General features: G+C 45.6%; 19 protein-coding genes. 10 read left to right on the top strand and 9 right to left on the bottom strand.

The genetic code is table 11. The features are described 5' to 3' along the window. Positions 1-3 precede the first annotated feature (3 nt). Together QUA04_RS08035 and QUA04_RS08030 are read right to left on the bottom strand one after the other, a co-directional pair. A complete protein-coding gene (locus QUA04_RS08035) occupies positions 4-450 on the bottom strand; it encodes a hypothetical protein (RefSeq protein ID WP_333255499.1) in 447 nt (148 codons plus the stop codon). 458 nt (positions 451-908) lie between these two features. Next, entirely contained in the window at positions 909-2,489 is a 1,581-nt protein-coding gene (locus QUA04_RS08030) for a photosystem II high light acclimation radical SAM protein (RefSeq protein ID WP_333255497.1), read from the bottom strand. A gap of 374 nt (positions 2,490-2,863) precedes the next feature. Here QUA04_RS08030 and QUA04_RS08025 point away from each other — a divergent pair, with 374 nt between their 5' ends. From QUA04_RS08025 to QUA04_RS07985, 9 genes are all read left to right on the top strand, one after another. Next, entirely contained in the window at positions 2,864-3,253 is a 390-nt protein-coding gene (locus tag QUA04_RS08025; RefSeq protein WP_333255496.1) for a DUF1830 domain-containing protein, read from the top strand. A 237-nt stretch (positions 3,254-3,490) separates the two neighbouring features. Then, complete coding sequence (locus tag QUA04_RS08020; protein ID WP_333255494.1) at positions 3,491-4,081, top strand: hypothetical protein; 591 nt, start codon at positions 3,491-3,493, stop codon at positions 4,079-4,081. 836 nt (positions 4,082-4,917) lie between these two features. Further along, positions 4,918-6,099, top strand: a complete 1,182-nt coding sequence (locus QUA04_RS08015; protein WP_333255491.1) for a BMP family ABC transporter substrate-binding protein — start codon at positions 4,918-4,920, stop codon at positions 6,097-6,099. Positions 6,100-6,291: 192 nt separating this feature from the next. After that, a complete protein-coding gene (locus QUA04_RS08010; RefSeq protein WP_333255489.1) occupies positions 6,292-7,401 on the top strand; it encodes an ABC transporter permease in 1,110 nt (369 codons plus the stop codon). 41 nt (positions 7,402-7,442) lie between these two features. Beyond that, the gene (locus QUA04_RS08005) at positions 7,443-8,369 is read left to right on the top strand and encodes an ABC transporter permease (protein WP_333203544.1); all 927 of its coding nucleotides are present in this window, start codon (positions 7,443-7,445) and stop codon (positions 8,367-8,369) included. A 29-nt stretch (positions 8,370-8,398) separates the two neighbouring features. Next, positions 8,399-9,088, top strand: a complete 690-nt coding sequence (gene biuH, locus QUA04_RS08000; RefSeq protein WP_333255486.1) for a biuret amidohydrolase — start codon at positions 8,399-8,401, stop codon at positions 9,086-9,088. 109 nt (positions 9,089-9,197) lie between these two features. Next, entirely contained in the window at positions 9,198-10,805 is a 1,608-nt protein-coding gene (locus QUA04_RS07995; RefSeq protein ID WP_333255484.1) for an ABC transporter ATP-binding protein, read from the top strand. Between the two features lie 111 nt (positions 10,806-10,916). Continuing rightward, positions 10,917-11,279, top strand: coding sequence for a cupin domain-containing protein (locus tag QUA04_RS07990; protein ID WP_333255482.1), 363 nt, complete (start codon positions 10,917-10,919; stop codon positions 11,277-11,279). After that, entirely contained in the window at positions 11,270-11,947 is a 678-nt protein-coding gene (locus QUA04_RS07985) for a cysteine hydrolase (protein WP_333255480.1), read from the top strand. Before QUA04_RS07990 ends, QUA04_RS07985 begins: the two co-directional genes overlap by 10 nt. A 226-nt stretch (positions 11,948-12,173) precedes the next feature. Here QUA04_RS07985 and QUA04_RS07980 read toward each other — a convergent pair whose 3' ends face one another. The 6 genes from QUA04_RS07980 to purL all read right to left on the bottom strand — a co-directional run bounded on the left by QUA04_RS07980 (position 12,174) and on the right by purL (position 21,452). Beyond that, entirely contained in the window at positions 12,174-13,259 is a 1,086-nt protein-coding gene (locus tag QUA04_RS07980) for a DUF3474 domain-containing protein (RefSeq protein WP_333255478.1), read from the bottom strand. A gap of 710 nt (positions 13,260-13,969) precedes the next feature. Beyond that, entirely contained in the window at positions 13,970-15,436 is a 1,467-nt protein-coding gene (gene purF, locus QUA04_RS07975; protein WP_333255476.1) for an amidophosphoribosyltransferase, read from the bottom strand. 708 nt (positions 15,437-16,144) lie between these two features. Next, positions 16,145-16,471, bottom strand: a complete 327-nt coding sequence (locus QUA04_RS07970; protein WP_333176490.1) for a type II toxin-antitoxin system RelE/ParE family toxin — start codon at positions 16,469-16,471, stop codon at positions 16,145-16,147. After that, the gene (locus QUA04_RS07965; protein ID WP_333255474.1) at positions 16,468-16,716 is read right to left on the bottom strand and encodes a type II toxin-antitoxin system ParD family antitoxin; all 249 of its coding nucleotides are present in this window, start codon (positions 16,714-16,716) and stop codon (positions 16,468-16,470) included. The genes QUA04_RS07970 and QUA04_RS07965 overlap by 4 nt, the downstream gene beginning before the upstream one ends. A gap of 226 nt (positions 16,717-16,942) precedes the next feature. Continuing rightward, the gene (locus QUA04_RS07960; RefSeq protein ID WP_333255473.1) at positions 16,943-18,676 is read right to left on the bottom strand and encodes a bifunctional serine/threonine-protein kinase/formylglycine-generating enzyme family protein; all 1,734 of its coding nucleotides are present in this window, start codon (positions 18,674-18,676) and stop codon (positions 16,943-16,945) included. Between the two features lie 211 nt (positions 18,677-18,887). Then, a complete protein-coding gene (purL, locus tag QUA04_RS07955; RefSeq protein WP_333255470.1) occupies positions 18,888-21,452 on the bottom strand; it encodes a phosphoribosylformylglycinamidine synthase subunit PurL in 2,565 nt (854 codons plus the stop codon). Positions 21,453-21,587: 135 nt separating this feature from the next. On the opposite strand from purL, the gene QUA04_RS07950 reads away from it, so the two are divergent. Continuing rightward, positions 21,588-22,193, top strand: a complete 606-nt coding sequence (locus QUA04_RS07950) for a pentapeptide repeat-containing protein (protein ID WP_333255468.1) — start codon at positions 21,588-21,590, stop codon at positions 22,191-22,193. Between the two features lie 9 nt (positions 22,194-22,202). On the opposite strand, the gene QUA04_RS07945 is transcribed toward QUA04_RS07950, so the two are convergent. Beyond that, complete coding sequence (locus tag QUA04_RS07945; protein WP_333255467.1) at positions 22,203-22,829, bottom strand: Uma2 family endonuclease; 627 nt, start codon at positions 22,827-22,829, stop codon at positions 22,203-22,205. Positions 22,830-22,874: the final 45 nt, after the last annotated feature.

The raw sequence follows: 22,874 nt of genomic DNA, 5'->3' as shown, positions 1-22,874 counted from the left end.
GCGCTACTTGATAACACCTTCGGTCAAGATTACCTTACCATTCTGCCGGACTTGTAGGCGTTCGGGGTTAATCGAATAGATAATATTGCCGTTAGTCGCTTCATAACTTCCGTCATCACCTGTAGTTACTTGCATTACATTGATTTGGGTGCCATTTATTTTGCTGAGGCCGCGGTAAAAAATATCGCCTTCCTGGGTTTTGCAAATGTATATAGAAAAGTTGGGTGTTGCGAAAAATTGCACCATTTCGGCCCTCGGACATCCCTCAACTTGGGCAATTTGCAGCGGTTGATTATTGCCGAAAGTGTTGGGTGCGATCGCCCGAACTTGGCCAATCGGTTGATTTAGTGCAGTTGCTTCTGCTGAGGCTGTCAAAAAGCAGATCGCACTAATGCCAGCCATAACTAGACCTACTCCTTTAATGCCCTTAACTCTATCTTTATAAAACATCTTGTCACTCCTGGCTTTAACTATATAATTACATCTTAAGCGATCTTTGCTGGATATTAATAATATTTAATCTCAGATGTGAAAGGTGCAGGAACACGGTACACCGTCGGTTTAAGTAAGGTGCGAACTGTCCACCCTACACCAGTGAAAATACATAAGTATGTCAATGCGATCGAAGGAAAGCAATCTCTTGTATTGATGACATTTTTAAGATTTTATGACTTGTTCACGCTGATCTGAGAAACCGGGTTTCTTCATATATTTCTCGTTACTAAACCTTTGATTTTCCTAGAAACCGGGAATAAGCGCCCCCATGCGATCGCCAACTGACTCTGTAACAGGGTAATGTTTATTTGCGCTTAGCTATTTAGTGAATAAAAAAAGGGAAACAGAAAATACATTTTTTCTCCCATTTCCCCTTTGTTAAATAACCGTCGTCCTGACTGCGAACCTGGTAATTAATTAACTGCTGCCAACTGTTTGTCTTTGATTTCCACAGGCGCGGTTAATGCCTCTTCCAAATCCGCACAGCCGAGTTTTTCCTCCAAAATTGCCATCACTTCGCGGCCGAAATCATTGGAATTACGCTGCCAAGCTTCTAAACAAATTTGCCCGAAAAACGAACCCAAAGGCTCGGGATTCCACAGCAACTTGCGGGCTGTCCAAGGCATCAAACTCATCGGATCGTAACCAGGTTGCAGAATCTCCTGTTTAAAGGCGTATTCTTCCAAAATTGTGTGCGGCTGCAACCCGATAAAGAAAATCGCGGGTTCCACTTTATCGGCTCCGAAAATCCGCTCTAATTCTCGGTGATAAGCAATAGTTTGTCGGATGGTTTCAAAGGTTTCGTCAATGACGTTAAACGAGTAATTAACGGAAACCACATCGTTGTAACCGGCGGCTTTTAAATCGCGACAATTTTCCAAAACTACTCGCAAGTTATAGCCCATCCGCATTTTGCGAACCAGTTCCTGGGAACCGCTGGTGATGCCGATTTCAAAGTAATTCATCCCCGTTTTTACCATCAAATCGCACAACTCTGGTGTGAGATTGTCCGCACGGATGTAAGCGGCCCAGTGTATGTCGTCCATGCCGGCGGCGATGATTTTTTGCAATAATTCAACTGCATCGTCGATGAATTTGCGTGCTGGGATAAATTGAGCGTCGGTAAACCAGAAATTGCGGATACCTCGATCGTACAATTGCCTAATCTCCGCCACCACCTCATCCGCCGGATTGATCCGCACTTGCTTGCCTTCAATCACGGTATAAATGCAGTAACAGCAATTGTGAGGACAGCCGCGTTTGGTTTGGACTCCGACATAGAAGTCCATATCTTGTAGATAATAGGAAAACTCCGGCCAAATCGTTTCGATGTAGTTATAGTCGCAGGCAGTTTTCTCGATGTTGGCTGGCTTTTCGTGAATTAGCTTCGCGCGCGGCACAGTTTCTCCCACCACATAACATCTTTCCTCGGCCAAATCTTCGCCCTTAATCAACTTCTCCAGCAAAGCTTCGCCTTCCCCCACTGAAACCACTGTTCCCGCCGGCAAACTGCGTCCCAACTGCTCGTAAAACACGCTCACAGCACCGCCACCGACTACTGCACGAGCTTCGGGACGGTATTTCCGGGCCCGCTTCAATCCGCGCTTAATCAGCCCCAAATTGCGCCAGAGTTCGGTGTAGTAAGACGCCGCTAAACGCAGTCCTCCGAGTGCTCCCCGGAACTTGATTAGCAGATTTTTGGCGTAGTAAAACTCGAAGGCATTTTGCAGCGGGTTGCCGCCCCTGCCGCCCACAGGCGCGTAAATTTGAATGTCCCGCCAAGAGAAAACCAGCAGAGTCGGCTTAAACTCGTCTATGCTGGCATCTAAAGCTTTAGCGAAATCCAGGGGGGGTACGGCACCTAAATCAAAAATGCGCTGTTCGACATCGGGAAACAGCTTGTGTACGTGATCCGAAAGATAAACAACTCCGATCGGGAAAATAGGATTGCAAGGGAGGCGAACGTACAGGACTCGGTTTTCTCGGTTTTCCATGATTGCCATATCCTAAAGTGGAACTTTTTCAGCTATGTTAATATTCTTTTAATATAACTTTACAATCTATCTAATTTTCGCAATTTGACATTAAATATTCTTAAATTTTTCTATTGGGTTCAAGGCCGAGCTTGTTGGTGTCGATCGGCGAGAGCAGCAGAAAAAAGCTAATTTTTAAGTCAATACAGCGTATTTTGACTTAAAATCCCAGCGTGGAGTCAAAAAGCCGATATTTATCCGGTTAGATTTTAAGTTAGGTACGATCGGTCTCTCATGTATTAGGGAGTTGGTAGTCGGCTTTACAGTAGGCGGGATCACCTAGTGTTAGCCTGAGAAGATAACTAAAACTTTTAGGCAAGGCTCCCTCAGCAGTTATGGCTCAAATTCTTGACCCCGTACCCTCAGACACCGACAGCAAGATTCTGTGCTGCTACGTCAACGCCACCAGTCAGATTCAGATTGCTCGCATCACCAACATTCCTAACTGGTACTTTGAACGAGTAGTTTTTCCCGGACAGCGCTTAGTGTTTGAAGCGATGCCGGCCGCAGCATTGGAAATTCACACCGGCATGATGGCCAGTGCAATTTTGTCGGATAAAATTCCTTGCGATCGCTTGCAGATCAACGAAGGCCCCTATTCCAACGTCAATCCTAGCAGATCGCCAGAGGCAGTTCAGGGCGATCGAACAGCAATGGCCGGCCGCCCCAAATCCCGAGAAATCTCAGAACCTTTGACTGTACCGGCGCTAACCGCCGTCGATTAATCGGAGTTGTGAGTTTTGAGTTATAAATTGTCAGTTAATTGATAACTCCGCGCTCAAAATTCCAACTTCTGCAAAGCGGTAAAAAATCAAAACTTAAGAATCAAAGTTTGTGAAATGAATTTTAGACCAAAACTCCCGACTGCAAAGATTGTCCGGTTTTTCCTATTTCCCTGAGTTTTGTTGGCAGGCCAGAAAGCTGTGCAAAAATATCCTTAAACAGCTTCTCGAATTTCAGCCATGTCAGCACAACCTCTTGCTTCTTCCCCATCTTCCGCCCCAGTATTTGAGCCGGCTGTATTCCGGCTTTCTCCCCTGATTAGAATCACGCTGTTGAGCTTGTACGCAGCCCTGACAATTCCCTTGCCCTTTTTGTCGGAAGTAACGAAAGCACCGGTTCCCCCGGCCGCACTCTGGGTGGCAATTGTTGTCGGGGCTGTGGGCCTGTACGGTGTGCTCAGTGAAAGGGTAATTTTGAGCGAAGAAGGGATTGAAGTCACATATCCCAACTGGTTTCCGCGTTTTTTTCGCAAGGGTTGGTCGCTACCTTGGACTGAGGTAAAAGCTCTCAAACCTCGATCGACCGGTCAAGGAGGTTTAGTTTACTATTTTTTGAGTCATTCGGGAGAAGGTTATTTGTTGCCAATGCGGGTGGCTGGGTTTGGTAAATTAGTCGGTTTGGTGGAAGCAAAAACAGGTATTGATACTAGAGATGTCCGGCCTTTGTCGCAGCCTTGGATGTATCTTATTTTACTTTTATGTACGCTGCTGCTGCTGTTGGTGGATGCGTGGACTATTGTCACGGCGATCGGGCTTAAAGGTAATCTGTAATATTATGTCCGGTACACCGTTATAAAGTTGGTAGTGAGGACTGAAGTCCTCATCAAACTTGCTCGGACTTCAGTCCTCACTAAGCTTTACTGCATTTAGTTTTTACCTTTGGGGCTGCCTAGAAGGCCACCCCAAAAGAGTTCCCATAGAAATACAGCATATTCCATATAGATGTAGATCGCGAGAAACCGGGTTTATTGAACAGAATCAGTAAGGATGCGAGAACTGTAAAGAAACCCCGTGAGAGCGCGGTGTACTTCATAAAGTAGGAATACGCTGTAAAATACCTCTTATTGACTGTTATTAGAAATCAATGACAGTTTTTCTGATTTTATAATATCGATTTCTATTATTTTTGATTCAGCCTAGACTTATTTTTACGTTGCGTCCAAGACTGAAAAGCTAGTTGCGTGCCAGAACTCAAAAATTATTTTTTGTTTGTGGTGAACATTCTTATTTAAATTTGTTTCTAGCGAACTTTTTGGGAGATAATTTGGCTAATATTATTAAGTTTTTATAAAAAAACTTACCACTAAAAGTAATTGGGATATGATAAACATCATTAATTTTGGGGAAATTCGAGTTTCCTAAAACAACATTTCCAGCAAAAACTAATTTTTTATTAGAATTAGTTTTGGTTCACCATGAATCTTCTACATTAAATTCAACATGGGATTGGAATGTAAATACTTATTAACGCATTTAATCTCATTGTTGAATAGATAGACTAAAAGCTGACAAATTTAGCGTGAATATATCTAGCAATTCCCAGAAAGTATAAGCTTTACAGCTTAGCTATGAATTCCTCTTAAATACTTTTAGTGAGAACATAGAGAATGAGTACCCAAAAGTCATTGTTTATACCTCGGCGTCAAGTAATTCGTGGGATTTTATCTACTACAGCGTTTGCAGTCACATCGCGCCTTTGGACTGGATGTAGTCCTGCTAAAGAGGTTCAAGCAAACTCGGCTGGCAAAGATAAGCCAATTGTGATGGGATTTATTTATGTTGGTCCCAAAGATGACTACGGCTACAATCAAGCCCAAGCAGAAGGGAACGCTGGGGTTTCAAAATTAGCCTGGGTAAAAACCGTAGAGGAAGCAAATGTTCCTGAAACTACATCGGTACAAGAAACCATGAGGAACATGATTGAACAGGATGGGGCAACGGTTCTGTTCCCTACGTCCTTCGGGTACTTTGACCCGCATATTCTGAAACTGGCAAAGGATTACCCGGAGGTACAATTCTTTCACTGCGGTGGACTTTATCAGGAAGGTAAGCATCCAAATAACGTTGGCAGCTATTTTGGCTACATTGATGAGGGTGAGTACGTAGCAGGCATTGTTGCCGCCCACACCTCTAAAACCGGAAAATTAGGATTTATTGCTGCTAAACCCATACCGCAAGTATTACGCAATATCAATAGCTTTACCTTAGGGGCACGGAGTATTAAGCCAGAAGTTACAACTCAGGTGATTTTTACAGGAGATTGGTCTTTGCCTGTTAAAGAAGCTGATGCTGCTAATAGTATGGCTGACCAGGGTGTTGATGTAATTACCTGTCACGTAGATAGCCCCAAAGTAGTGATGGAAACGGCTGAGAAACGAGGCATTTTCTGTACTGGCTACCATGCGAGTCAAGCCCAACTTGCACCCAAAGGATATTTAACAGGGGCCGAGTGGGACTGGACGAATGTCTATTCTAAGTATGCTGAAATGCTTCAAGCTGGCAAGACGCTGATGAACGGAGGCATTCCCCATTTAGTACGTGGTGGTTTGAAGGATGGTTTTTTGAAACTGTCGCCCTACGGTAGCACTGTAACGGCCGAAGCGAAAAAGGATGCTGATGCTGCTAAGAGTAAGTTTCTTGATGGCAGCATGGTCATTTATAAGGGGGAAATAAAAGATAACACCGGGAAAGTTGTGATTGCTGAAGGCAAGGATTACAAGCAGCAAGACGCAGAACTAGAAAAGATGAATTGGCTGGCATCAGGCGTCATCGGCAAAGTTACAAGTTAATTAGCTGATGTGCATTCAAAATTGTATAGCGGACAACTTAAACGCTGATTAGCTTAGTAGGGGCGAGCAGGTTTGTCCCTACATACCCCTTCCTTTCGCTAAGAAAGTATTTCACGCCCGTCGGCAACTGCTATACAAGCAAGTTTTTAATTCAACACTCATCATTTTCTTAGTAATTCATCTTTTATTCTGATGATGATTAACCGTCAAAACTGGCGTACAACTTTGGAAGCGGTTTGTATCCCGATCGCCGCCATCGTCTTCTCATTGGTATTGTTTGGAATATTTTGTGCTGCGGCTGGATCTAATCCCTTTGCTGTCTATGCCTCAATCTACAAAGCAGCGTTTGGCAGTTGGCATTCATTCCAAAACACCCTGATTAGGGCTGCACCGTTGATGTTGAGTTCCTTGTGTACGGCTTTGCCTGCCCGTTTGGGGTTGGTGATTATCGGCAACGAAGGCGCTTTAGTAGTTGGGGGTCTGGGGGCTGTAGCCACTGGCCTGGCTTTATCTTCTGCACCGCCGACGTTAGTTCAAATTGCAATGGCGCTGGCAGGAATTGTCTGTGGAGGTCTGTGGATTGGTGCAGTGGGAGCTTTGCGCTATTACCGGGCAGTGAATGAGACAATTAGCAGCTTGTTGTTGAACTATATTGCGATCGCCCTGCTGAATCATTTAGTCGGCGGCGTGATGCGTGACCCCAGCAGTGTCAATAAAATTTCTAGTTACCCGATTCCTGATGTGAATATGTTAGGAAATATTCCAGGAACCCGCGTTCACTACGGTCTAATTTATGGGTTAGTTGCTTGTGCGATCGCCTACTTCCTGATCCAGCGCACTACATTTGGCTTTGCAGCTAGAACAGCAGGAGGTAACATCCGCGCTGCTCGAATTGCCGGACTTCCTGTCGGCAAATTGACAATGGCAATCTGTTTCTTAGCTGGCTCTTGTGCGGGTTTGGCAGGCATGGTGGAAGTCGCAGCCGTGCATGGTCGAGCTAACGAATCACTTAATGCTAACTATGGCTACAGCGGTATCTTAGTCGCATTCATTGCTCGACACAACCCTCTTGCTGCGACTATTGTGGCAATTCTGCTGGGCGGCATTCTTGCTAGTGGCGGCATCTTGCAACGAGCACATGGACTGCCCGATGCAACGGTTTTAGTGTTCCAAGGGTTGGTCTTTTTGGTAGTTCTGTATAGCGAATCGCTCTACGGACGTTTGCCATTTTTCAAAGAACGGTCAACCGATAGCCCTCAGCAGCCACCTTCTAGCGAGCAGCCATCAGTAGCCACTGTCTAAGCAATAGATTAAGCCAAAATCTCAAATCGGAGGAATCCACAATGGCAGCAGAAGTATTAGGTTGGTGGGGAGTACCTTTGGGTATCTTGGCAGGAACTTTGCGGGGTAGCGCTCCGTTTCTGTTCGTTAGTTTGGGCGAATGCCTGACTGAAAAAAGCGGCAAGATTAATTTGGGGTTAGAAGGGACACTGTTAACGGGTGCGATGAGTGCCTATGCTATTTCTTATCAGACTGGATCGCCTTGGTTAGGTGTTTTAGCCGCTGGTCTAGCTGGCATGGTACTAGGTTTTATCCACGCTTGGCTATGCATACAACCAAAAGTAAACGACATTGCCGTAGGCATCGCCATGATTATTTTTGGTAGCGGCATTGCTTTCTTTTTTGGCAAACCTTTTATTCAACCAAGTGCCACCCAGTTGCCTAGTTTACCTCTGGGTGCTTGGAGTCATCTGCCTCCGGTGCAATCAGCGCTACAAATTTGTCCCCTATTTTTGTTAGGTGTAGCGATCGCCCCTCTAATGCAGTGGTTTTTTAAATCAACTCGCTGGGGGTTATTCATTCGTGCAGTTGGGGATAGTCCCGATGCTGCCAAAGCAATGGGAATCTCCATTAATAAAGTTCGTATGCTCTGCATTATCGCGGGCAGTTTTTTAGCTGGAATTGGTGGTGCTTATTTATCCCTTTACTATCCCGGTAGCTGGACAGAACGCATCTCTAGCGGTCAAGGACTCATGGCGGTAGCGCTGGTAATTTTCGCCCGTTGGAATCCTGTTCAGTGCTTATACGCCTCGTTGCTATTTGGGGGAGCACAGGCGATCGGTCCGGCTTTGCAATCAGTAGGGGTCGATTCCTATTATTACTTATTCAATGCTTCGCCCTACATACTGACGCTGGCGATCATGATTATTACTTGTTCGCCGAAACGAACTTTGACCGGCGCACCTGGATCTTTAGGAACTAGCACGTAAGACAGGAATTTATAGCAAGGAAGATAAACATGGGACGTTTTGTAGAAGCTGAACCATATCCCTATCCTTACAATGGCGATTTGCGCCCAGAAAATACGGTGCTGCTGATAATTGATATGCAAATTGATTTCTGTGGCATTGGTGGATATGTTGATAAGATGGGCTACGACTTGTCACTGACTCGCGCTCCTATTGAGCCAATCAAGCAAGTCTTAGAAGTCGCACGGGCGAAGCACTTCCATATCATGCACACCCGCGAAGGACACCGCCCCGACTTGGCAGATTTACCAGAAAACAAGCAGTGGCGATCGCGCCAAATTAACGCCGGAATTGGCGATCCTGGCCCCTGCGGCAGAATTCTAGTTCGAGGTGAACCAGGGTGGGAAATCATTCCAGAACTCGCGCCTTTGCCTGGAGAAGCGGTAATTGACAAGCCTGGAAAAGGTTCTTTTTATGCCACGGATCTAGATCTGTTACTGAAACGCAAAGGCATTCAAAACATTGTCTTGGCTGGCATTACAACCGATGTCTGCGTGCATACCACAATGCGAGATGCAAACGATCGCGGTTATGAATGTTTGCTCTTATCTGACTGTACAGGCGCAACAGATTATGGCAATCATCTGGCGGCACTCAAGATGATCCAGATGCAGGGAGGAGTCTTTGGAGCCGTCGCTGATTCAGAAGCATTTATCAAAGCTTTAAGTGTTGAAGTGTGAGGAAACAAAAAGTAAATAGTTCAAGCATTGAAATGAATCCCGCCATCTAAGTAAAGAATCAAATCTCATAAATAGCCGATAAACTGACAACTTTACAGGAGATAAAAACATGACAGAAGTGAAAGACTCTCTAGCCAAAAACTCAGCACTAAATACTCACAATTATTTAGACACTCAAAACTCAAACTTCACAACTCAAAACTTTCTTCAACCACCCGAACTAGAGGTGGTTAACATGACTAAGCGGTTTGGCACGATGACTGCCCTTGATAACTTCTCGATGACACTAAAACCAGGGACGTTTCATGCTTTGCTGGGCGAGAACGGAGCAGGCAAAAGTACCATTGTTAAATGTGTGATGGGTTTCTATACTCCTACTTCAGGCAAAGTGTTGATTGATGGGCAGGAAAGTGCGATCGCAAGTCCTCGCGATGCTCATAAGTACGGCATTGGCATGGTTTACCAGCACTTCACCTCTGTGCCTGCCATGACTGTAGCCGAAAATCTGGTTTTGTCCCGCTTCGATAGCCCCAATTTGATTAACTGGAAAGCCGAGTATGAGCGGTTAAAGGCTTTTATGAAAACTGCTCCTTTCCGAGTTCCTCTAGATACCCCAATCTTTCAGTTAGCTGCCGGGGAAAAACAAAAGCTAGAAATTCTTAAACAGATATATCTTCAAAGTCGGATCTTGATTCTGGACGAACCTACTTCGGTGCTTACTCCGCAGGAAGCCGATGAGGTTTTAGGTTTACTGCGCGCAGAAGTTACTGCCGGAAGATTAAGCGTGTTAATTATCAGCCACAAATTCCGGGAAGTGATGGCGTTTTGCGATAGCATCACGGTGCTGCGTAAAGGAAAGTTTGCAGGTCAGGGTTTGGTAAAGGATCTGACTGTCTCGGATATGTCTGAAATGATGATGGGTGAAAGGCGTGAGCCAACACGAGTTGAAAAGACAGCCCCCCCAACGACTATTCCTATTCTCGGAGTTAAAGACCTTCACGCCAATAAAGACAACGGTATGGAGGTATTGACAGGAGTAAACCTCACAGTTCACAGCGGCGAAATTGTTGGGATTGCAGGTATCTCTGGCAATGGTCAGCGGGAACTGGTGGAGGTGTTGGCAGGTCAGCGTTCTGCTACAGGTGGAGATGTGCTGGTCAATGGCGAAGTTTATACAGCAACACGAGCCGAAATGTTTAAACATCAGGTCTTCGCGCTACCAGAAGAACCCCTTCATAATGCTTGCGTACCACACATGAGTGTGGCAGAAAATTTAGCCCTGCGGACGTTTGACCGCCCCCCTCAAGCTAAAGCAAGTATTTTACTCATCCTGAAAGAAATTAGGCAGGCGGCTAAGAGCTTAATTAATACTTTTAAAATAAAAACGCCTTCGCCAGATACCCCTATAGGTAATCTGTCGGGGGGAAATGTACAGCGCACAGTGTTAGCGCGGGAACTCTCTTCCGAACATATTAGGTTACTAATTGCAGCGAATCCTTGCTTTGGTCTTGATTTTGCTGCTGTGGAGTACATTCACGGTCAGATTATTGAGGCTCGCAACCGAGGTGTAGCTGTGTTATTGGTGAGCGAAGATTTAGATGAACTGCTGAAATTGTCCGATCGGGTTTTGGTAATTAGTGGCGGGAATTTTACTTATGAAAGTGCGATCGCAGATGCAGATTTTGTTCAGATCGGTAAGAGTATGGCAGGACACTAATCAATTTTGGATTTTGGATTGGTTGACGAAGAGGACGCGGCGACCATCCATAGTTTCTTGCCATTCTCCGCGCCCTCCGGTCTCCGTGTATCTTTCCTTCGAGCCATACCTATGAATGAATTACTGAAGCAAACTTTGCTCCTTAAGGATTTACCTAATATCGCGACGTGGCAGAATAAGTTGCCTTGGCAACCATTTCGTGATGGGGTTGAAATCCACCGACTTTATGGTGACAACGAAAGTGGATCGGCTGCTGCTCTATTGCGGTATCAGCCGGGAGCAAGTGTCCCAAAGCACACCCATACTGGTTTTGAACATATTTATGTACTAACTGGATCGCAAACTGACCAGAATGGCGAACACCAAGCCGGAACCTTTGTCATTAACCCCCCTAACAGTAACCACAGTGTTGTCAGCCAAGTTGGCTGCATAGTCCTAGTAATTTGGGAAAAACCTATATCGCTATGGTCTTAATATCTGCCCAACCTTATGATTATGAACTGCCAGTCTCTGGCGGTGTGGCTTTGGTTATCATCGATATGCAGCGAGATTTTTTGGAGGTTGGGGGATTTGGTGAAGCTTTAGGCAATGATGTCAGCCAACTACAGGCAATTGTGCCAACGGTAAAGCAGTTGTTAGAGGCATTTCGCGATCGTCATCTCCCTATTGTTCACACTATTGAAGGTCATCAACCTGACCTTTCTGATTGTCCTCCATCTAAGCAAAAGCGGGGTCAAAGTAAACTTAAAATTGGCGATCGAGGCCCAATGGGACGAATTTTAATTTTGGGTGAACCTGGCAATTCAATTATCTCAGAATTGACACCTATGCCTGATGAAATAGTAATTAATAAACCAGGCAAGGGCGCTTTTTATCACACTGATTTGGAATTAATACTTCGTGAAAAAGCGATTACTCACCTAATTTTTACTGGAGTCACGACTGAGGTTTGCGTTCAAACAACTATACGTGAGGCTAACGATCGGGGGTTTGAATGTTTACTCGTTGAGGATGCTACAGCCAGCTACTTTCCACAGTTTAAACAGAGTGCGATCGATATGATTCGTGCCCAAGGCGGTATTATTGGTTGGACTGCGAGGGCTGAAGTGGTAATACAAGCTTTGGAAAAATCGCAGCCTTAAATTTGAAAACTGTCGGCTATCCCGGATGTTTGGGGTAAAAAGCAGTGGCTGATACATTTTTTCGTAACAGGCTTTCCGGCCTGTTCCACAAAGAAGAGACCTCTGGGTTTGGGGCGGCTTGTCACCCCTCCAGATGTGGAACATCTGATGAAAAACGCGCAAAAATAATGAAAAACCCGGTTTCTTTAAGAAGCCGAGTTTTTACGTATTCTATTGTTTATTTAAACTACTTAACTTCAGCCGAGCGCCGACTGTTAGGTGATTCGTAGTAAACTCCAGAACCTGTATCGGAGACAAAATGACAATCCCAGTAAGAGCGAATAAAGCTCTTCCAAATTGGCTCAGTTGACTTGCGATAATAATCGCCCAACACTGGCTTGATGGCTTCCGTTGCTTCCTTCAAGTGATAGTGCGGCATTGTCGAGAAAATGTGGTGGGCTACGTGGGTGCCGATATCGTGATGGATGGAATTGATGATTCCGTAGTCGCGATCGATCGTAGACAATGCACCTTTCAAGAAATACCAATCTTTACCGCGATACCAAGGAATGTCGGCTTCTGTGTGGTGCAGGAATGTTACCAAATCCAGCCACATCACGAACACTACATAGGGAACCAAGTAGAACTTGAGTAAAAACAGCCAACCAAACTGATAGGTTAGCGCGCCTAAAAAGCCTACCATCAGTACCAAGGATGCGGAACTCGTCAACACATCCCATTTTTCGGAGGGACGGAAAATCGGGCTACCGGGCATGAAGTGAGAACCAGTTCGATCGGGCGATCGCCGAAATAGATAAATTGGGTAGGCAAATAACATCAAATAAAAGCGTCCCAGCTTTTCGTACCAAGGCATTTGATTGTATTTGCTTTCCGATACCGGATACCAGCTTTCATCGTTATCTAAGCTGCCTGTATTTGCGTGGTGGGTTCTGTGACTAATCCGCCAACCGTGGAAGGGCACCAGAATTGGAGCGTGGGAGAGGTGTCCGATCAGGTTGTTGAGCCATTTGCTCTTAGAAAATGAACCGTGTCCGCAGTCGTGGCCCACTACAAACAATGCCCAAAACATGGTTCCCTGCATCAACCAAAAGATTGGGTAAAAGAGCCAGGAATCCACGGTGTAGGCGATCGCATACAAACCTGCGATGATGCCAATATCTAAAAAGAAATAAGCCAGAGATTTCCATGCCGAGGGTTCAAAACAGTGGGCTGGAATGGCTGCCTTGATATCTTGAAGAGTAAAAGGTAACTCTGTTGTACGAGAGGATGAGTCTTGATTGCTCGGGGGATTGAGAACAGTATTTGATTGCACGAAGTTTCCGATTTAAGCTGACTTGAGAAACCGCATTCCGCCTTGTAACAGTCAATCGATTTTAGATTTTAGATTTTAGATTTTAGATTCACTCCACAGATGAATCTGGGGGCTTAAACTAATATCTAATTTTTTTGGCTCTCCCCGACATGAGTCGGGGGGTTCTATCCCTATACAGGTGAGGTAACATTCAACCTGCAAGGAGCCATATTTTTACTCTGCAAGGGTTTCTAAAGTTCTTTAGTTCGCATGAACAGCCCGTCCGCGATTCTCAAGCAAGTTGGCTTGTGGAATACTTGTGTGGGAAAAATTAGTGCGATCGACCCTGTTATCTGAAAAAATCTCATGTGCCCGTTGTAGGTGCGAAATGCGACTTCAATCTGAGAGTGGACATCTGGAGGAAATACCTCCAGTCTCGAAGTAGCATACAGCGCTTCGAGCAGGAATTGTGAACGAGGGTGTAGGGAAGAGCCCATCGATGTGAGATTGAAGGACAAATCTCCAATCTAAAATCTCCAATCGGAGTGTTGGGTTTCACGCAAGTTCTACCCAACTGACTGTTCACTACACTTCACAAATTCTGCAATTATTGCTACAGCTAAGCTAATGTAACATTTCTACACACATTCTGGCAATGACTTACCAGAAAATTTTGAAAGTTCATAAATTGCCGAAAGTGACGGACGATCGCTTTTTCGCTTTGGGATTTTCTAGGTTCCAGCCTTTTCTAATATGAGCTTAGACCGTTTTACCACTTCTGGAACGTCGATCGGATAATCACCGGTGAAACACGCCGAACAAAAACTCATCGGGTCTTCGTTAGTCGCCCTCAGCATTCCATCCCAACTCAAGAAAGCCAAAGAATCAACCCCTATTTGGGCGCCGATTTCTGCGACTGACTTAGTAGCAGCAATCAACTGATCTTGATTGTCGGTGTCGATCCCGTAGAAACACGGATGAGTCACCGGCGGCGAGGAAATTCTCATGTGAACTGCGGTTGCGCCAGCATCCCGCAAGGCTTTGACGATTTTGCGACTGGTAGTGCCACGCACGATCGAATCATCGATAATAATTACTCGCTTCCCTTCCAACACATCTTTGAGAGGGTTGAGTTTCATGCGGATTCCTGACTCCCGCATTGTCTGAGTCGGTTGAATAAAAGTGCGCCCGACGTAGCGGTTTTTAATCAATCCTTCGGCGTAAGGAATGCCGGAAGCTTGAGAAAAGCCGATCGCGGCCGGGATTCCAGAATCGGGAACGCCGATGACTATATCCGCATCAGCCGGAGATTCTGCTGCTAACAAACGCCCGATCCGCAGGCGGTAGCTGTACAAACTTTCACCTTCCATTTGGCTATCGGGGCGAGCAAAATAGATCATTTCAAAGATGCAAAGTTTGCGCTTTTGTTGCTGACTCCAGTGGAAGGAAGCCATACCTTCATCTGTAATCCAAACTAATTCCCCCGGTTCTACGTCCCGCAAAAATTCAGCACCGATAATATCCAAGCCACAAGTTTCCGATGCTAAAACGTATCGTACCGGAGTTGTGGGGAGGATGCCAATTACCAGGGGGCGGACGCCGTGCGGGTCCCGGACTCCCATCACGCCTTTGGGGGTGGCGATCGTCAAACTAAAGGCTCCTTGGCACATAGCAAACGCACTGATCGCTGCTTCCAACCAGTCTTTGCCCTTGTCTACCTCGGAACCGATCGCCACTGCGATCGCCTCTGAATCCGTCGTGCTGACAAACTCGCACTTCCGAGACAGCAATTCTTCCCGCAATTCTTTGGTATTGACAAGATTCCCGTTATGTGCCAATGCCAGACTTCCCAAACGAGTTTCGACAACCACAGGCTGAGCGTTGACCACGCGGGACGAGCCGGTAGTAGAGTAGCGAGTGTGGCCTACAGCTAAGTTACCGGGCAAGTGACCTAAACTCGATTCGTTGAAGACTTGGGAAACCAGTCCCATATCTTTGTGCAGGTGTACTTTGTCACCGTCAAAGGTGGCAATTCCTGCGGATTCCTGACCCCGGTGCTGCAAGGCATACAAACCGAAGTACGTCAATTTGGCGACATCTTCACCCGGTGCGTAGATACCGAAAACGCCGCAAGCTTCCTCGGGCTTGTCGGGTTTGCTAGAATGCTCGTCAGCCTCGAAGGAATGGTTGGGAATCATAGATGGGTGGGTTCCTAATGGGGAAGGTGGGTTAGGGGGACAGTTTCAGCGGGAAATCTTGTTTGCGAAAGCGTCGCATAACTTAACATTCCCTTAATCTTGCCACGGATCTGTCATTATTTCCAAATCGTGTAGCATTTCAGACAGAAGCGATGCGGCGTTTAATGGCATTGTAGTATCGATCGCCCCCTGATCCTATATTAACCTTGATTAATTGTGGGCGAGGGATTCGGTGAGCGATTCGGCGATTGAAAGAGACTGTTGAATAATTCGCCGAGGGTGTTACCCCTCACATCTGGAATGCAGCGTTTGGGTTCGCTATTGGTAGTTAATAGCTATATGGTTAATTAAATACTTAGTCCCGAGACACTATTTTTAGGGGTGAGGGGTGAAACCATTTTTAAATTCGCCCACAGTCTCTTGAAATCGCTTCTTGTCAAACTCTCGTCCCAGCAGAGGGGAACTAAGAAATAGGCGATCGTGCAATGAAAAATAAATTAGAAACTTGCTTGATGGGCTTTTTCAAATATTAGGATTTAAAGCCCATATATCTTGACTTTTCCATAAAATTGATCTAGTATATCATCAGGGGAATCTGTGCGACCATGTAATGTCCTTTTGGGCGCAATCGAGTATTAAGTAATGTCCACACGAGTGAACCGTGGGAGGGAGATTTTGCCGCCTGAAAACTTTCCCTAATCTACAAAGTCAATCAGCTTCATCTCCTGACAAAACTTCCTCTAAATCTCTCGCTGCGTGCAGAATTCTCACTACCTCAATATAGTTATCAAAAGACAAATAGAAAATCAGATAATTTTCAAAACCCCTAACTGACAATCTTCGCAAACCCTCCAACCGTGGATTTTGAACCGGATACAGGCGGCCCATTCCCGACATTTGAGCCAATCTCGCAAATGTCTGACGTGCTGCATCAAAAAAACGCAATGCAGCATCAAGATTATTTTGAGCAATATAAGCAAAATTTTCGTCTAAATCTTGACTTGCTCTTGGTGTAATGACAATCCGTTTAGTCATTGCTGCTGTCGGTCAAGTTTCTGCACCAACTGAGCGCGTTTTTGCTCCCACCAATCATCGGTAATCTCTATAGAATTCCCACTATCCAAACCAGCCAACAATAACGACTCAATCCGCGCAGCTCTTGCTTGTTCTTGGCGAATTAGGTGCAAGATGTATTCCGCTGCATTACTGTAGCCTCCGATTGCCACTTGTTCGTTAATAAAATTTTGAATTGAATCGGGAAGAGGAAGATTGAGGGTCATATTTTTTATCCTTCCTGATGTGCGACCTTGGCATATTTTAATTATTATAAATCAGGTTCGATCAATTTCCGTTTTTGTAGGGTGCGTCGCTGTGAGATTTTTGAGGAAATTTGCAGATTTGAGATGGCGACGCACCTGACTGACTCTCGCGGTGTGTCGCTGCGAGATTGTCGATTTGATTTGCAGATTGTTCAATGCGACGCACCCTACCGCTACTACGCGGAAACTAGGACGAGGAAGAAACCGAAGCTACCGCCACGCGAAAACCGAGGTGCCTGCTGCGATGGACCGCCCAATTCCTGCCACGATAGGCACTACGGCAATAGACCGTATTGCAGTTCCAGGCAGCACCACGCAGCACTCGGTTATTATCTGTTCCAGTTTCCCAAGAACTTCCATCAGTCGGTGCGCCGTTATAATTACCATGCCATTTATCGCTGCACCATTCCCAAACATTCCCGTGCATATCATACAAACCAAACGGATTCGGCGGAAAACTCCCCACATCAGTTGTTTGTTTGCGGTAAAGTCCTTTCGGCGCAGCACCGTAGGGATAATTGCCATCATAATTAACTAAATCCGGGGTAATTGTGTCGCCAAAATAGAAAGGCGTTGTAGTTCCGGCGCGAGAAGCATATTCCCATTCGGCTTCCGAAGGTAAGCGATAAATCTTGCCGGTTTTTTGAGAAATTTTCTGGCAGAATTCCAGAGCATTATTCCAGCTTACTTGTTCTACAGGACGTTTCAAACCTTTGATCTCAGAAGGGTTATTCCCCATCACTACTTCCCACTGTTCTTGAGTAATGGGATATTTACCCATAAAAAAAGGAGAGATATTAACAGTACGCTGCGGCCCTTCATTGTTACTTCGCCCTGCTTCCGTATTGGGGGAACCCATCACGAAACGGCCGCCAGGAATTGCTACCATGTCTAAGATTGCACCGCTACCTAAATTTTCACTAAAAAATTGTGTTTCACGGCGTTGACGGCTACTTATATTACCCCGCACATCAACTGTCACCGTGTCAAAGTCAAACCTTTTTAAAGTCTGTATAAAATTTGGTGTTGACTGACGTTGAAAATCTCTTAAAACTTGCTCTGCTGATTGATAGCGCTGCTGGATATCTTTGGCTAACAACTTAGATAAAACCAATGCTAGTCCCTTGTCTATGGGACTTTTCAAATGTTGCTGCCAATTTCCAGTCCAGCTATAACCGTGTTCCGTCCACAAACCATCAGGATGTACTCCTGTCAGTAGATGAAAAGCCGTTGCCCCCAAGCTAAACAAATCGCTGGCTGGATAAGCTTCACCTCCTTGCATTTGTTCAAGCGGTACATAACCAGGCGTACCAATTTGTGTTCCCAGTCTCGACATCACTGTTCCCGACAACTGTTTGGAAACTCCGAAGTCAATGAGGACTAACAAACCGTCGCTGCGACGGCGCATAATATTCTCTGGCTTGATATCTCGGTGAATAATTTTTTGTTCGTGAATAAACTTGAGAACAGGTAAAAGTTCGAGTAATAGTTGCTTAACTTGGCTTTCTTGCCAAATTCCCTGATTTTGCAAAAGCTTTAACAAATTATCTCCATCGACAAACTGCTGTACGAGATACAAATAGTTTTCTTCTTCAAAACAGGCATCTAGTGATGGAATTTGGGGATGTTGTCCTAGCTGTTGCAGTTGTCTGGCTTCTTGCTGAAATAATTCTACCGCTTTGTTAATTGCCCAAGTTCCCTGAACATTTGTTGGTGCTAATTGTTTAACGACACAGCGTTGATTTAATTTATCAATATCTTCTGCTAAATAAGTTCTGCCGAAGCCACCTTGACCGAGGAATTTGATCATGCGGAAACGATTTCGCAGGATGGGTACGAGTTCAAAGCCACAACTGATGCAATATGTTTGTCCGTCCTGGTTTTCAGGTTTTTGACAGTCGGGATTGATACAGCAAATCATTTATTTTATGAATGATATTGTTCATATTATATAAAGGAATTGGGTGAGTGACACGGCGATTGATTGGGGGATTGACACGGAAATTGAAACGGCGTTTGAAATCGCTTCTGCACAAACAAAGTCCGCCTTCGCGGACTCAAGAAATGCAAGCCGCGCCGGCGGGTTTCGTCTGTGTAGAGGCGGTTTCAACCGCCCTTTGTATGGAAGGCGATTAGACAGATGCAATCCGACGCTCGATCGCATTATAGAACCGATCGCCCATATCACCCATCCCAACCTCAATTAACACTTGATTATCAGCACTCACAACCCGCAAAGGTGATTCAGCACAGCAAACTAAACCAATTTTTTGCCACATTTTGGTCAAATGTTCTTGCAGGTAAGACTCCCAAATCCCTTGATTTTTCGGCGCGACTGAAACTACAATGCAGTTGCCCATTTCACCAAACAAAATTTTATCCCAGCGGTCGACATTTTTTGAATTGAAACTGAGATGGATTTCTGCACCCATTTTAGCAGAAATACAGGATTCCGCGAGGGCGATCGCAATTCCACCTTCCGCACAATCATGGGCAGAACCTACCCAACCTTGCCGAATTCCATCGCGACAAACCGATTGCACTTTTCTTTCTAACTCAAAATCTATCCTTGGCGGTTTTCCAGCGACAATCCCGTGAATTGCCGCTAAATATTCCGAACCTCCGAGAGTAGGAGAAGTTTCGATTTTTGAGCTTTCAGATGGAAGTTCTGAGTTTTGGGATGATTCACCAATTCCCAGCACATAAATTAAATCACCTTTCTTTAGCCAAGCTTGGCCGCCAATCTTCTTCAAATCGGGAATTAACCCCACCATTCCGATTACCGGAGTCGGATAAATTGGTTGAGGATTTCCCTCAGCATCAACAGTTTCATTGTAAAGAGAAACATTGCCGCCAGTAACAGGCGTTCCCAACTCCCGACAAGCATCAGCAATCCCGCGACAAGCTGAGGCTAACTGCCAATATCCGATCGGCTTTTCGGGACTGCCAAAATTCAAATTATCCGTAACTGCCAGAGGTTCAGCACCCACACAGCTTAAGTTTCTCGCTGCTTCTGCTACGACTGCTTTTGCACCTTCATAAGGATCGAGATAAACATAACGAGAATTGCAATCAACCGTTGCAGCAACTCCGGGAATAACCCCTTGCTGCGGCACTTCCTTCTTGCTAAGGGGGGGAGAAACTTTTGGAGTTTCCCTACCTTGTGCCTTTTTAAATAGAGGAATTACCTCTTCTTCCTGTTTGCTTTCGGAAGCTAGAGAAACACCATTTTCTCTCTGTAAATCTCCCGTAGTAAGGGGGTGTTCTTCTAGCCCTTTAGCAAGGGAAGAGTGGCAGGGTTCTAGCGGACGCAATCTGACAACCGCAGCATCAGCACCTCCCGGTAAAACAACAGTATTGTTTTGCACTTGATGGTCGTATTGGCGATAAACCCAGCGTTTAGAAGCGATGGTGGGAGTATCTAAAAGCGTCAGCAAAATCTGATTCCAAGTTTGGAAATTCCCGTTAATTTCGATACCTTTAACTGTGGATTGTGGCAGCGAATCCGCCGTCCATTCCCATGCTTTTTTAGCATATTCGGGCGGCTCTGTCAACAGTTCTCGGTGATAAATTGGCGTGTTATCTGCCAAAGCAGTTGCGGTAATTTCGGCAGCGATTTCGCCTTTAAATAGAATTCGGACGATCGGCTCTTCGATGACTGTCCCCGCGACTACGGCGTGCAATCCCCAGCGGTGGAAAATATCGATTAATTCCTGTTCCCGTCCTTTTTGGGCAACAAATAACATCCGTTCTTGGGATTCCGAAAGCAGGTATTCGTAGGGAACCATACCGCTTTCTCGAACGGGAACTTTGTCTAAATCGAATTCAATGCCGACGCCGCCTTTAGCTGCCATTTCTGATGTCGAACAGGTGATTCCGGCCGCGCCCATGTCTTGGGCGGCGACAACGGCACCAGTTTTGAACGCTTCTAAACAAGCTTCAATTAAGGATTTTTCTAAAAATGGATCACCTACTTGGACTGCGGGGCGATCGTCCATTGATTTGTCTGTCAATTCTGCACTCGCAAAACTTGCTCCTCCCATGCCATCTCGCCCGGTAGTTGAACCGACGTAAAGCACGGGATTTCCGATGCCGGATGCGCCGGATTTGACGATTTCTTGAGTTTCCATTAAACCCAAGGCCATGACGTTAACTAATGGGTTGCCGGAATAAGCAGGATCGAAGTAAACTTCGCCACCAACTGTGGGTACTCCGATGCAATTTCCATAGTGACTTATTCCTGATACTACGCCTTTGAACAATCTCTGAGTTTTAGCATCGTCTAAGTTGCCAAAACGCAGGGAATTCAAAAGTGCGATCGGGCGAGCACCCATTGTGAAGATATCGCGGAGAATTCCGCCGACACCGGTTGCTGCACCTTGGAAAGGTTCGACTGCTGACGGGTGGTTGTGGGATTCAATTTTGAAGGCGAGTTGCAAGCCGTCTCCCAAGTCTACGACGCCGGCATTTTCTCCGGGCCCGACTAGAATTCGATCGCCCTCTGTGGGAAACTGTTTTAATAGTGGCCGCGAATTTTTGTAACAGCAGTGTTCGCTCCACATAACGCCAAACATTCCCAATTCAGCTTTATTGGGATGGCGACCTAGGCGCTGAACGATTTCTTCATATTCTTCTGGTTTGAGTCTTTCAGCGGCAATTTGTTCGGGGGAAAATGGGGATTCGGAGATGGGAGACATGGAAACTCGTTATAAACCACAGGCTTTATTCTAAATGCCCTGTGGTTGGTTAATCTAAAATCTATAATCTAAAATCTATAATCCTAGGTCTTTGGGTTGTGAATCTAAAATCTAAAATCTAAAATCTAAAATCGCATGACTCAACCTCAAAATCTCAATTTTGCTAACCAAAACTTGCGGAACCGTTCTTTTAAAGGGCTTGACTTGTCAGGGGCGAATTTCAGCGGTTGCGACATTCGAGGCTGCAATTTCACCGGGGCGATTTTGAGGGGGGCAAATTTTCAGGGTGTCAGAACCGGACAAAGCCGAAGGCGGGTAAGAAATTTGATTGCTAGGGCTGGCGTAACGGCGGTGACAGTCACGACGGCTGGGGCTTTGACTGGACTGATTGCCGGGGCGGATGCGGGGGCTGTGGCTGTGGCCGGAACGGCTGCTACGGCGATTGCTGCGACTCGCGGTGAGGCTGGGATTGTGGCAGGGGCTGTTGCTGGGGCTGCTGCTGCGATCGGCGCTAGCGGTATTGTGACATTTTTTGGCGGAGATACTATCAGGGGAATTGTCTTATTTTTGGTTTCTGGGGTAATTCTTGGGTTAACTGCGATCGGCTTTTTTATCGCTGTTGAAGAAATAGAAAAATTGTCGGTAACGTCGTTTAGAAAAGCTGATTTGACTGATGCTGTATTCGATCCGGGGGCGGTTCTAGATGCAGATTTTTCCGATGCGCGAGGCTTGCCGTGGTAGACTACACAATTACTGATTTTTTACCCATTCCCGGAATTCTCGCACTGCTGCGGTTGCGCCTGTAGTTTGAGTGCGATCGATAAATTCGTCAACTTTTACAGTCGGTAGCATCGGGAAAGCCCGGGAAAAATTGCATTCGGCATATTCGCCATTTTGCAATTGATAAAACTTGATGCTTCGTCCGTCGTACCGCCAAATTTCTGGTACGCCTAAATCGGCATATAAATCGAATTGATTTAAGGAACTGCTGGTAATATCAATTTCTAGTGCTAAATCGGGCGGCGGATCTTGAGCAAAGTCTAATTCGGTTCTCCCTCTAACCAGTGCTTCATTCTGGATATAATAGCATGAATCTGGTTCTTTCCCCGCTGCTTTTTTGCGTTTTTTAATAGTCATCGATCCAAAGGGGTTGTACTCCAGATTGAGTTCTTCTATGAGAGTTACAATTAAGCGATCGATCAGCCTGTTGCGATTTTCATGTTCCGGTAGTGGCACCATAATTTCTAATTGACCTTGATGATAAGCAATTCTGGTGGAACGTTTGTTGCCCAGTTCCCCTAGCAGGCTTTCATATAACTGCCAACTGATATTGGGGAGTAAAACTCGCTGTTCGGGGGGCGTTGATATTGTTAGCATTTTACTTGGTTTTAGAGCTTGATAATATTTTAGTTTATCCTTTTT

It is taken from the genome of Microcoleus sp. S13_C5, assembly GCF_036700845.1.
GTDB lineage: Bacteria > Cyanobacteriota > Cyanobacteriia > Cyanobacteriales > Microcoleaceae > Microcoleus.
This window is presented reverse-complemented; position numbering and strand designations above follow the sequence as displayed.

Bases quoted from the DNA above. Each gene is read 5' to 3' on its own strand.
- QUA04_RS08035 (WP_333255499.1), bottom strand. From the start codon at position 450: ATGTTTTATAAAGATAGAGTTAAGGGCATTAAAGGAGTAGGTCTAGTT.
- QUA04_RS08010 (WP_333255489.1), top strand. From the start codon at position 6,292: ATGATGATTAACCGTCAAAACTGGCGTACAACTTTGGAAGCGGTTTGT.
- QUA04_RS07990 (WP_333255482.1), top strand. From the start codon at position 10,917: ATGAATGAATTACTGAAGCAAACTTTGCTCCTTAAGGATTTACCTAAT.
- QUA04_RS07945 (WP_333255467.1), bottom strand. From the start codon at position 22,829: ATGCTAACAATATCAACGCCCCCCGAACAGCGAGTTTTACTCCCCAAT.
- purF (WP_333255476.1), bottom strand. From the start codon at position 15,436: ATGATTCCCAACCATTCCTTCGAGGCTGACGAGCATTCTAGCAAACCC.
- QUA04_RS08020 (WP_333255494.1), top strand. From the start codon at position 3,491: ATGTCAGCACAACCTCTTGCTTCTTCCCCATCTTCCGCCCCAGTATTT.
- QUA04_RS08030 (WP_333255497.1), bottom strand. From the start codon at position 2,489: ATGGAAAACCGAGAAAACCGAGTCCTGTACGTTCGCCTCCCTTGCAAT.
- QUA04_RS07985 (WP_333255480.1), top strand. From the start codon at position 11,270: ATGGTCTTAATATCTGCCCAACCTTATGATTATGAACTGCCAGTCTCT.
- QUA04_RS07970 (WP_333176490.1), bottom strand. From the start codon at position 16,471: ATGACTAAACGGATTGTCATTACACCAAGAGCAAGTCAAGATTTAGAC.
- purL (WP_333255470.1), bottom strand. From the start codon at position 21,452: ATGTCTCCCATCTCCGAATCCCCATTTTCCCCCGAACAAATTGCCGCT.
- QUA04_RS08015 (WP_333255491.1), top strand. From the start codon at position 4,918: ATGAGTACCCAAAAGTCATTGTTTATACCTCGGCGTCAAGTAATTCGT.
- QUA04_RS07950 (WP_333255468.1), top strand. From the start codon at position 21,588: ATGACTCAACCTCAAAATCTCAATTTTGCTAACCAAAACTTGCGGAAC.
- QUA04_RS08005 (WP_333203544.1), top strand. From the start codon at position 7,443: ATGGCAGCAGAAGTATTAGGTTGGTGGGGAGTACCTTTGGGTATCTTG.
- QUA04_RS08025 (WP_333255496.1), top strand. From the start codon at position 2,864: ATGGCTCAAATTCTTGACCCCGTACCCTCAGACACCGACAGCAAGATT.
- QUA04_RS07965 (WP_333255474.1), bottom strand. From the start codon at position 16,716: ATGACCCTCAATCTTCCTCTTCCCGATTCAATTCAAAATTTTATTAAC.
- QUA04_RS07995 (WP_333255484.1), top strand. From the start codon at position 9,198: ATGACAGAAGTGAAAGACTCTCTAGCCAAAAACTCAGCACTAAATACT.
- biuH (WP_333255486.1), top strand. From the start codon at position 8,399: ATGGGACGTTTTGTAGAAGCTGAACCATATCCCTATCCTTACAATGGC.
- QUA04_RS07960 (WP_333255473.1), bottom strand. From the start codon at position 18,676: ATGATTTGCTGTATCAATCCCGACTGTCAAAAACCTGAAAACCAGGAC.